This window comes from Tolumonas lignilytica, from assembly GCF_000527035.1.
Lineage (GTDB): Bacteria > Pseudomonadota > Gammaproteobacteria > Enterobacterales > Aeromonadaceae > Tolumonas > Tolumonas lignilytica.
The window spans coordinates 1-10,928 of record NZ_AZUK01000007.1 but is presented as its reverse complement, the minus strand read 5'-3'; the positions used below and the strand labels follow the sequence as shown (position 1 = coordinate 10,928).

Genomic DNA, 10,928 nt, shown 5'->3' with positions numbered 1-10,928 from the left:
TTTCAACTTTGAAACGGTAGGTTTACTAAAAATTAGTTCTCTCTCATTTAGATTGACTAAAGTACAATTACCAACAATAGAAAGTACTATTTCTCTGCCAACAACAGCAAAAGCCGTTATAGAAGATATTGTTGAGAATAATATATATTACCTACACGATGATGGTAGCGTGTCTGCACCATCAGATAATAGAGCATAACAAAAAGTTCAAACCCGTTCGCATTCGCTCACTGGACGGCACTACGTGCCGCCGTTTAACTAAAAGTTAGGTAATTAATTTTCTAAATTTTTTTCGGAAAATTCGAGCCTTAAAGCGGTGTGTATGAGGGTTCCGTGTTGTTTACGGCTCACTTCCAGTGAAGTGGTTGCCTTACATAACTCATGATCTCACTTCCAGTGTGGAATTCTATCTTGCACTGGTTATGTCTTCGGCAACCTTCAAGCCCGTCGATGTGTACGCCTGGAGCGGCTCATCATCCGGGCGTTTTGGTTTGAAACGACCACTGCCCGTTTCCTGAATACTTTCAGTGAAAAATAAAACCAGCGAGCAGTTTCAAACCTGTCGGCGGATAATTCCGAGCGGTGGTTTGAAGCGGGCGCAGTGGCAGCATTGAAGTCTGTGTACCAATTAGCCAGTACAGTGGTGATGAATAAAAGATATTTCCTTTATTCTCCTACCTAACAAGGCGTTTAAACACGTTCGCTTTGCTCACTGGACGGCACTGCGTGCCGCCGTTTAACTTATAGTTAATTGGTTGCTTAAGATTTTCGGTTGTAACTATACGAATGGATTTAATTTAGGTTTGGTTTGCTGGTTTGTTCTGTCAAAAAGCCTCCATTACTGGGGGAACGTGGAGTTGAAAATCAGTGTTGCTGTACGCTCGATTAATTAAACAAATATCGAGGCGTTAAAACGAAAATGGCACACTCACTTTTCACTCTGAGAAGGCAGAATTTAGAAAAACAAAAGGAGTTATGTTTTATAACCCCTTGGACATTATGATTGTTACTGTCTCATTATTGAGAAACTGGCGTTACAAAGTGTGCATCTGCATTGAAAGCATTGGATGAGGTAAATTGGACATCGACGGTCTGACCCACAGTCACCCCTTTCAGCACATTGCTACCGTCGGCATTGTAAGTGACGGTACGTGCTGGCCAGCCCAGTTCCGTAACCGCATCTTGTTTTACAGTTACGGTCTGGTCTGCTGCATTGACAGCCAATACTGAACCGTGTGCTTTATAAGTGTCTACCGCAGCCTGAGATGACAGTGCAGCCAGTGATAATGCAGCAACAGCAGCAAAACGTACGAAGGTATTTTTCATGTTCTTTACTCCACAGATAGTCATTTGTTGAACCGGCTTGGCCGTGTTCGTCTTTTTGTTTTTGTGAAACGCATCACGTTTCGTTGAGCAAAGAATACGACTACACAGTGAGTAGATAAACCACGCTTTCGTGAATTGACTATATCAAGAAATGGAACAATCGTTGTGGTGGCGTTTTATCTGGCTGAACTAACAAGTCACAGAAGAGGTTGAATCACCTTTGGTGTTCATTCCAACCAATTAACAAAAACTTAATGGCGGACAGCACTGCGTGCTGCCCCATAAGTAATAGTTAGGTAATTAATTTTCTTAATTTTTTTCGGAAAATTCGAGCCTTAAAGCGGTGGGTATGTGGGTTCAGTGTTGTTTACAGCTCACTTCCGGTGAAGTGATTGCCTTGCATAACTCATGATCTCACTTCCAGTGTGAAATTCAATTTTGCACTGGTTATGTCTTCGGCAACCTTCAAGTCCGTCGGTGTGTACGCCTGAAGCGGCTCATCATCCGGGCACATAGTTTGAGGCGACCATTCCTTGTTTCCTGAATCATCGCAGTGAAACACAACGTAAACCGGTAGTTTCAAATCTGTCGGCGTGTAATTCCGAGCGGTGGTTTAAAGCAGGTGCAGTGGCAGCATTGAAGTCTGTGTACCAATTAGCCAGTCCAGTGGTGATGAATAAATGATATTTCCTTTATTCTCCTACCTAACAAGGCGTTTAAACACGTTCGCTTTGCTCACTGGACGGCACTGTGTGCCGCCGTTTAACTTATAGTTAGGTTTATCATATGTTTTCTTCTATCAAAAATATTTTTAATAAAGACAAAGCAGAAATCCAGCTAAGAAAAGAATATTTAGGAATTAGTTTCAGACGCAGAGATAAGATCGACTACCCCTTAACTAATGCACCTGAAAATTGTTATGGCTATATAAACGATGTATCACTATGTACTTTTGAACTCATGAGTATTCATGAGAATATATTGTCTATTGATCACTTTGCTCTTAACTCTCGTCAAATCGGAAAAAAATATGGTGAATTATGTCTCAGAGCTTTTGCTGCATTAGTTAATGAACAAAACCCTAAAATTGAAGTGATTCATTTCTCACTTTATAGATCAACATCCTTAGTCAAAAACTCAGAAGAAAAACTATTAAAATTAAAAAATGCACGAGTTAGATTGTTAGAGTCAATTAGTGCTGAAGAAATCCAAGTAAATCATCCCAATAATTACTGTTACGATGTAACTGGTAAATGGCATAAATCAAAATGGCTTTTATAGCCATTATTTTTACAAGTTGATAAACACATGATAGAAATATTCTTTTCATATTCTCATGCAGATGAAGTATTAATGAACTCCGTTCGACAACAACTTATTGTCTTTGAACGTGAAAAAAGGATTTTAAAATGGCATGATAGAATGATACCCCCAGGCTCAGCTTGGAAAAGTGAAATTGATTCACGGATGAACACATCTGATATTATATTACTTTTCCTGAGCCCCGATTTTATCGAATCTAAATATTGTTATGAAGTTGAAGGACAAGAAGCCATCAAAAGACATGATGCAGGACTTTCCATAGTTATACCCGTGATATTAAGACCATGTGCATGGCAAGCCTCCCCTTTCGGAAAATATCAAGGTGTCCCTAAAGATGGCAAACCCATATCAACTTGGCCTAATCAAGATGAAGCTACATTAGATGCAGCCATGAAAATTATGAGTGTAGTTGATAGATTACAAAAATAAACCTAACAAAAACTTGAAACTGGACGGCATTGCATGCCGCCATTTAAGTAAAAGTTAGGCGAAAATAGTCCTTGATAAAAAAAGAGAAATAAAATGAAATTCGAACAAAAAAAGAAAGGAAATAAATATACATTTACATTATATGATGATTATTTTAATTTATCATATGACACTCAGTCAGGCTCTGGCGATAAAAATATAAATTATGCCTACTTCCCCAAAAAATGCTCAATTCGTATTGAGCAACATGAATGGCTTAAAAATGTAGGTTACGTATGGACGATAGCTGGAATATATAACCTGGGCAATGCACTTTATTATAACGCACCAGCATCAGGTCAAGGAATCTGGATACTTAGCGGTATTACTTGCATCCTCTTGGCATACTTATCAAAAACAAAATACTCTGTTTTTCGAACAGAAAATGGCATTATTCCTATTATCCAAGATAAATATCATAATCAGATAATTAATGAAATAAATAAAAGAAAAAAGGCTCAACTTCTTGAGTGGCATAGAGAAATAAACCCAGATAACACATTTGAAAACGAAATAGAAAAATTTAGATGGCTTGTGGAAGAGGAAGCAATGAACACCAGAGAGGCTGAAGAAAAAATTCAACAAGTCAAAGCCTTACAAATGAATTCCTTTCCGATTTCTAGTAAAAAGCTAAACTAACATCAAAAAATAACAATATACATCGCCTAACAAAAAATTAGTGTCGGATGGCTTTCAGCCACCGCACAATTCGAAGTTAGGTAATTAATTTTCTTAATTTTTTACGGAAAACTCGAGCCTTAAAGCGGCTGGTATGAGGGTTCAGTGTTATTAACGGCTCACTTCCGGTGAAGTGGTTGCCTTGCATAACGCATGATCTCACTTCCAGTGTTGAATTCTATCTTGCACTGGTTATGTCTTCGGCAACCTTCAAGTCCGTCGGTGTGTACGCCTGAAGCGGCTCATCATCAGGGCGTTTTGGTTTGAAACGACCACTGCCCGTTTCCTGATTAATTTCAGTAAAACATAAAACCAGCAGGCAGTTTCAAACCTGTCGGCGAGTAATTCCGAGCGGTGGTTTAAAGCAGGCACAGTGGCAACATTGAAGTCCGTGTACCAATTAGCCAGTGCAGTGGTGATGAATAAAAGATATTTCCTTTATTCTCCTACCTAACAAGGCGTTTAAACACGTTCGCTTTGCTCACTGGACGGCACTATGTGCCGCCGTTTAACTTATAGTTATGTGTCAAGGAGTAATGGTGATTGAGATCGGAAACGTTGGTTTGATCGAAGCGGGCGATGATATTGGTTATCAAGTAAAGATCGTTGATGACTCTGAAAATACTGGTGGTTTTCTTATTCTCATCAGTAAAGACTTCAACAATTCAGACTCAGAGGCATTTGATGATTGGGTAGCCAACGAAGAAGAACTGGCCTGCTATTTCGAAGAATCAAATTGGATAATAAAATGGTTTTAAGCATAAAAATACATAACAATTTTTGGCAGTCGACGCGAATATTATATTGCGCGTCGTTGTTAAAGACGTTATGCGTAAGGAGAATTAAGTTGAAAGAATCTGATTTAGAAAGAACAATAATAAACCATATTGAAAACCTGAAAGTTGGTCAAAAAGGAAGTATCAACTTTTCTGGGATTCCGTTGGTAATCAACGTCAAAATTGAATTTTCTGGCGGTTGGGCTGTTCATCAGACCATTCAACCTGGTGCAAGTTTTGAATTTGTACGAGGTGAAACATCTGATCTAAAAGGTCTCTCTATCACTTTTGAACCATATGATGGGCTTCGAACTATTGATAACTAAAAAATATGCTTAGAATTATTCAAGAAGATGCCATTGGTTGTGGTTTAGCTTGTATGGTAAATATTATAAAACAGTCAGAAAAACTGCGCTCAAAATATTAAATTTCAAAGCAGACCGATACTATACAACTGCTTCAGATCTTAAAAAATTAGGGTTAATTTATTCGATTAATGTAGGCGAGCGTCGTCGCATTTTCAAAAATTGGTCATCTCTACCTAAGATAGCAATTTTTGTAATTAACTATCGAGAATCATCTAATACATGGCATTGGGTAGTATTTTTGATAACGGTAAATGAACAATATGTTCTTGATTCATTGATCAGAGTAAAGTCAGAAAAGAGCACAGATTTAAACAGAATATCAAAAAAATATTAAATGGTTTATTCCAGCGGCCTACACATAACAAAAACTTAATGGCGGACAGCACTGCGTGCTGCCCCATAAGTAATAGTTAGGTTTACTAATCGAGATAATATGGATCTTAAAAAACATTTAGAATCAGCAGCAAATTTCTCACAAATCGGTATGCTCATACTTGGTTTGTTTGGTTATTTTTATACCGTTGTTCCTGTTTTTCAAAATCAACAGTTACAAGAGGAAAACTCAAAGCTACAACTAGAAAGAGAAAAAATAACCAACGAAACGAATAAACTTACAATTGAAAAGAAAAACCTTCTAGTTAAAACAGATGAACTTCAATCTCAGCAAAAATCATTGACCGATAAAATCACTATTCTAAAAAAATCAAACATTGATATACAGAATACAAATCTCGAATTAAAATCACAGTCAGATGCTTTATCTTTGAAATTAGAAAATATCCAAAAAGATTACGCATCTCAATCTAAATCACTTGATTCTACTCGTTCTGAATTAATGGCTCTTGATGTGATGTTTATTTATGAAGAAGATTTTCTTCCTAATTATTACAAAAGCAACTCAAATTTAGAACTAACACAGAGAATTGAAAACGCAGATAAACAGTGGCCCGATAATGTGCAACTACTATTGAATGCCACCCAATATGCATCAAAACTTGAGAATAGAAAACCTAAAATCCCATCATCCTATTATACAAAACTACAACAGTTTATATTAAAAAATAAATCAACCTTAACCTGTAAAAAGCCAGACTTCACATCAATCAGTCAGAATTACATAACAAATTTAAAAAAATCAGAAAAATCCTCCATCTCAACAACAGAAGAAGAAATTGAAAATATTAAAAGAGAATATAAAGCAAAAAATCAACTTGTTGAAATCACCCCCGAATTCAAACAATCAGTCTTAAGAAAGAACCAACTTAGTGAAAAGTTATCATTAGACATGAAAGTTGAAGATATATTAAATAACGAAATTCAGGGGTGTCTTAAAAAAGGATTCAATGTAATAGAATCATTTAGCAAGAGTAACTAATGGGCATAAACCTAACAAAAACTTGGTGTGGGATTGCTTCGCAACCCCACAAGTAAAAGTTATATTGGTAACTGAATTTCTTTAAATATGAATTTATATAAATATCAAAGTATCGATCCTTCAGTTCCTCCAGCTAAAAATAAATCAATTCAAAATTTATTTGAAGCCACCGTTGTGTTTTCTGCTAGACAAAATTTTAACGATCTATTCGATTCAAAAGTTAACTTTATCATTCCACGCAGAGAAAGATTAAGAAAATTTCGCGGCTCACTTTCAAAATCACAAAGAGAAGTATTTGATTCCTTTACTCCTGGAAACACTGATTTTTTTCAAAAATTAAAACAACAAACAAATACCTTAATTGATTCTTACTATTTTTACTGTTTAACCACAAATCCACTTAACAATCTGATGTGGTCGCATTACGCGAATAGCCATCATGGTTTTTGTATCGAGTGGGATGCGGATAAAATGAATGCCGATAAAGTCATTTATTCTGAACAAATTGCGAGCATCGATTTATTAGACATTACTCGGTCAAATATGGGCCTTATTAGTCAAGAAAAAATGGGGGATGACCTCTGGGCAGCTCTACGAACAAAACTGGATTATTGGTCTTATGAAAATGAGTATAGAGTTAAACTTAGTCACGAAATGAAACAGCTAGTTACTTTTAAAGATAACAAAATTAGTGTCACCAAAGCTGATTCTACTTGGATTAAATCCATAATTTTTGGTGTTCGCTGCCCTGTTAACGTTGTTACATATGTTGCAGAAAATATTCCATTCAGAGTTAATTTCAAGAAATGCAAGATTATTAATTCTGAACTGTACATCACACCGTAGCTTCAAGTTTGAAGTGCGACATAGCTTAACGATACTCACGGATAAATTCCTCCGGGGTTTTAAATCCAAGCACTTTCCTTGGTCTCGTGTTTAATCTTCTGGCTATGTCGCTGCAATGCCGTTGACCTAACAACGCCATGCTTTGCTTTTTGGGGATGTATTGTCTGATCAGACCATTGGTGTTTTCGTTGGTTCCTCGCTCCCACGAATGATACGGCGTCGCAAAGTAAAAGTCACAACCGTGGCTACGTTCTAACTGCTGATATTGGTTAAATTCAGTGCCGTTGTCGGCTGTGATGGTTTTAAATGGTAGGCCCGTTTCTTTGATCAGCCAACCGACTCGTCTGTTCAGGCTTTCTGTTGTCCGATCATCCAGTTGGCCTATGAGGGTATAGCGGCTTTGTCTTTCTACCATCGTGACTAGGCAATGTTTACTGCCGTGTCCAATGACTGTATCGATTTCCCAGTGTCCGAACTCTTCTCGTTCGTTCACTAGTGTAGGGCGTTCGCTGATATGCCGTTTGGCTGCTACTCGCCCTCGGCTGTCTTTGCTTCGATAGCGTTTACGTCTAATTTTCGGCGACTGTCTCAGGTATTGCCAAAGATTGCCGCCTTCATTTTTATCAGCCCAGACATGCTGGTAAATCGTTTCATGGCTCATCACCGGATAGCCTTTGTAACGAAAATAGCCAACGATCTGTTCTGGACTCCAATGCAATTTCAGTAAGGCATCAACCAGCAGAAAGTCCATGTGATCATACCGTTTGTTCCTTCGGGCTTTCTTTGTTCTTACCCTGACTTTTTGCTGGGCTCGCGCTGGTTGGTAACTATAAAGCTGGTCATAATTGCACCATCGGGAGTTTCGTTCCACTTCCCGGTAGACCGTACTTCGGTGACGACCTAAGGCTTTGGCGATGGATGCGACAGTCAGTCCTTGCTTTCTCAAGGCTGACAACATATATCTTTCATTCTCAGTGAGATGTGTGTATTTCATTGGCTTTTCACTTCTTGGCGGGAGTAAAAATCCTGAGTATCACATCTCGCTGTTTTTATGTTTAAAGTTGTCGCACTTCGTAATTGAATCCGCCCTGCATAACAAGGCGTTCAACGCCGTTCGCGTTGCTCACTGGACTGGTCTCCGCTTCGCTACGCCCAGCCCGTTAACTTGAAGTTAGGTAATTAATTTTCTTAATTTTTTTGCGGTAAATTCGAGCCTTAAAGCGGCTGGTATGAGGTTCCGTGTTATTTGCGGCTCACTTCCAGTGATGTGGTTGCCTTGCATAACTCATGATCTCACTGCCTGTGTGGAATTCTATCTTGCACTGGTTATGTCTTCGGCAACCTTCAAGTCAGTCGGTGTGTACGCCTGGAGCGGCTCATCATCTGGGCTCTGTTGTTTAAGGTAACCACTCCCTGTTTCCTGAATAATGTCAGTGAAACACAAAATAAACCGGCAGTTTCAAACCTGTCGGCGGGTAATTCCGAGCGGTGGTTTAAAGCGAGCGCTGTGGCAGCATTGAAGTCTGTGTACCAATTAGCCAGTCCAGTGGTGATGAATAAAAGATATTTCCTTTATTCTCCTACCTAACAAGGCGTTTAAACACGTTCGCTTTGCTCACTGGACGGCACTGTGTGCCGCCGTTTAACTTATAGTTAACTGGTTTCGTTAGTTGCGTGTTTTGTTTTCCGCTGGCATAGATAGTTTGTCGAAAATTTCAACGCCGCTCCCTGCACTTCTGGGCACAGCAAAATTTGCGTTTAATTCAGTTTCAGCGAAAGCAAGTTCAGTGGGTAAATTCAAAATCAGCGCACTTTTTGAGTCGTGAAAATAGTAAGCCCGTTCATGAATTCAAGTTCTGGCCGAATATAGAAATGTTTATCGACAACAACGGTGGTTCGCAAAATGCCGTCGTGCCTTAAACAATTTCAACTCAACGACCAGTTAACAAAAACTTAGTGTGGGACGCTTTCGCGCCCCACAAGTTAGAAGTTAGGTAATAAAAACGGCTTTATTGGTGGCGGTGAATTTTAGCCCTAAAGCGGCTGTGCAGATGGCCAGTGATTTTTACGGCTCACTACCTGCGAGTAGGTTGCCTCGCGCAACACATGAATTCACGTTGATTCGACAAGCTCACAGCCTGCGCTGGTTACGTGTCGGCAACCATCAACACTGTCAGTGTGTAACGCCTAAGCGGCTCATCATCGGGGCACAGTGTTTTTAGCCACCACTGCATGCTCATTAAATGAGCTAATTTGAGAATTCAGCAAATTTCGCTGATGCGATATTCTCGGCGAGTAATTCTGAGCGGTTGTTTAAAGCTGGTGCGGTGAAAATTGAAAGTCCGCGGTCCCACTTAGCCAGTTTTGTTGTTGATGATGAATATGTTTTTCTTTGTTCATACCTAACAACTAATTCAAACACGTTCGCTTTGCTCACTGGACGGCACTACGTGCCGCCGTTTAATTAAAAGTTAACTAGCAATTACAACTCTGAGCACATATTCAAATGACAAAAGCATTATTAATTATTGACGTCCAAGTTGGCTTATTTGAACCAAAACCATCGCCTTACAAATCTGATGAAGTGATTTCTAATATCAATAAACTTGCTGATAAGGCACGAGCGTCTAATGCGCCTGTCATATGGATACAACATGAAACACCAAACCATGAAATTCTGAAATTTCAGAGTGATGGCTGGGAATTGCCTAATAATTTGAATCAGGCTGAATCAGATTTTTATGTTCGCAAAACCACGCCTGACTCTTTTTTAAAAACCGACTTGCTTCAAATTTTAACAAACCAAACTGTTTCTGAATTGGTAGTCTGTGGCTACGCAACTGAATTTTGTGTAGATACAACGATTCGAAGTGCAGCGGCAAAGGGTTTTGAAATCACGTTAGTGAGTGATACTCATACAACACATGATAAACAACACGCACCTGCTGAATTCATCATTCAACATCATAATGCTACATTGCCAAATATTAAAAGTTTCGGCGTGACAATTAAAACTGAGCAATCTGAACTAGTCGAATTTGCTAGTTAACAAAAACTTGGTGTGGGACGCTAACGCGCCCCACAAGTCGAAGTTATCTATCTTTTGAAAGTTTTAGTTGTACAACCAATTGTACATTTCGTTGACTGAGCTATACTTGTACCATAAGTTGCACAGTTAACGGAGTCTTTATGCAAGTCGTTTCATTTACAGAAGCACGCAACAATCTTAAATCAGTCTTAGATCAAGTGGTTAATGATGCCGACTGCACCATTATCACTCGTCGAGATGCTGAAGATGCTGTAGTGATGTCACTTGATTATTACAACAGCCTCATGGAAACCGTTCATCTATTAAAATCGCCAGCTAATGCTGCTCATTTGGCAAAATCAATCGCGCAATACCGTAATAATCAGACTCAAGAGCGAGATCTGATTGATGAGTAGATTACTGACTTGGACTGACGAAGCTTGGGATGATTATCTTTATTGGCAAAACCAAGACAAAAAAACGCTAAAACGCATCAATAAAATTATCGAAGATATCAAACGATCTCCATTTGAAGGTATTGGAAAACCAGAACCTTTAAAAATGAATCTATCAGGTTTTTGGTCTCGCCGTATTGATGACACAAATCGCCTTGTTTATGCAGTAGAAGATAACCGTTTCACGATCATTTCCTGTCGTTATCACTATGAATAAAGGCTGAAATTAAACGATAGATAACAAAATTTTAATGTCGGATGGCACTACGTGCCACCGCATAAAAC

General features: G+C 38.7%; 13 protein-coding genes. 11 read left to right on the top strand and 2 right to left on the bottom strand.

From position 1 onward, the window contains the following. Window positions 1-199 (top strand): hypothetical protein (locus H027_RS19210; protein WP_237657998.1); only part of this gene is annotated, 199 nt, incomplete at its 5' end. Between the two features lie 818 nt (window positions 200-1,017). Here the strand turns inward: H027_RS19210 and H027_RS0117220 are convergent. Then, the gene (locus H027_RS0117220; RefSeq protein WP_024873571.1) at window positions 1,018-1,326 is read right to left on the bottom strand and encodes a copper-binding protein; all 309 of its coding nucleotides are present in this window, start codon (window positions 1,324-1,326) and stop codon (window positions 1,018-1,020) included. A gap of 786 nt (window positions 1,327-2,112) precedes the next feature. On the opposite strand from H027_RS0117220, the gene H027_RS0117215 reads away from it, so the two are divergent. The 7 genes from H027_RS0117215 (at window position 2,113) to H027_RS0117185 (ending at window position 7,160) form a co-directional block, all read left to right on the top strand. Continuing rightward, entirely contained in the window at window positions 2,113-2,607 is a 495-nt protein-coding gene (locus H027_RS0117215) for a hypothetical protein (protein ID WP_024873633.1), read from the top strand. A 27-nt stretch (window positions 2,608-2,634) separates the two neighbouring features. Next, the gene (locus H027_RS0117210) at window positions 2,635-3,078 is read left to right on the top strand and encodes a toll/interleukin-1 receptor domain-containing protein (RefSeq protein WP_024873632.1); all 444 of its coding nucleotides are present in this window, start codon (window positions 2,635-2,637) and stop codon (window positions 3,076-3,078) included. 93 nt (window positions 3,079-3,171) lie between these two features. After that, on the top strand, window positions 3,172-3,756 hold the full coding sequence (locus H027_RS0117205) for a hypothetical protein (RefSeq protein ID WP_024873576.1): 585 nt from the start codon (window positions 3,172-3,174) through the stop codon (window positions 3,754-3,756). A 578-nt stretch (window positions 3,757-4,334) separates the two neighbouring features. Next, window positions 4,335-4,553, top strand: a complete 219-nt coding sequence (locus tag H027_RS0117200; RefSeq protein ID WP_202593513.1) for a hypothetical protein — start codon at window positions 4,335-4,337, stop codon at window positions 4,551-4,553. Window positions 4,554-4,642: 89 nt separating this feature from the next. Then, complete coding sequence (locus H027_RS0117195; protein WP_024873630.1) at window positions 4,643-4,897, top strand: hypothetical protein; 255 nt, start codon at window positions 4,643-4,645, stop codon at window positions 4,895-4,897. A gap of 475 nt (window positions 4,898-5,372) precedes the next feature. Continuing rightward, window positions 5,373-6,314: a hypothetical protein gene (locus H027_RS0117190; RefSeq protein WP_024873629.1), complete on the top strand. Its 942-nt coding sequence runs from the start codon at window positions 5,373-5,375 to the stop codon at window positions 6,312-6,314. An 87-nt stretch (window positions 6,315-6,401) separates the two neighbouring features. Beyond that, entirely contained in the window at window positions 6,402-7,160 is a 759-nt protein-coding gene (locus tag H027_RS0117185; protein WP_024873628.1) for a DUF2971 domain-containing protein, read from the top strand. A gap of 25 nt (window positions 7,161-7,185) precedes the next feature. On the opposite strand, the gene H027_RS0117180 is transcribed toward H027_RS0117185, so the two are convergent. Next, on the bottom strand, window positions 7,186-8,154 hold the full coding sequence (locus H027_RS0117180; RefSeq protein WP_024870569.1) for an IS30 family transposase: 969 nt from the start codon (window positions 8,152-8,154) through the stop codon (window positions 7,186-7,188). 1,512 nt (window positions 8,155-9,666) lie between these two features. Here H027_RS0117180 and H027_RS0117175 point away from each other — a divergent pair. From H027_RS0117175 to H027_RS0117165, 3 genes are all read left to right on the top strand, one after another. Next, window positions 9,667-10,209 carry a cysteine hydrolase family protein gene (locus H027_RS0117175; RefSeq protein ID WP_024873583.1) on the top strand — a complete coding sequence of 181 codons (543 nt, stop codon included), beginning with the start codon at window positions 9,667-9,669 and terminating at the stop codon, window positions 10,207-10,209. Between the two features lie 140 nt (window positions 10,210-10,349). Beyond that, on the top strand, window positions 10,350-10,604 hold the full coding sequence (locus H027_RS0117170; RefSeq protein WP_024873585.1) for a type II toxin-antitoxin system Phd/YefM family antitoxin: 255 nt from the start codon (window positions 10,350-10,352) through the stop codon (window positions 10,602-10,604). Next, window positions 10,597-10,860: a Txe/YoeB family addiction module toxin gene (locus H027_RS0117165; RefSeq protein ID WP_024873584.1), complete on the top strand. Its 264-nt coding sequence runs from the start codon at window positions 10,597-10,599 to the stop codon at window positions 10,858-10,860. The genes H027_RS0117170 and H027_RS0117165 overlap by 8 nt, the downstream gene beginning before the upstream one ends. The last annotated feature ends 68 nt before the right edge of the window (window positions 10,861-10,928 follow it).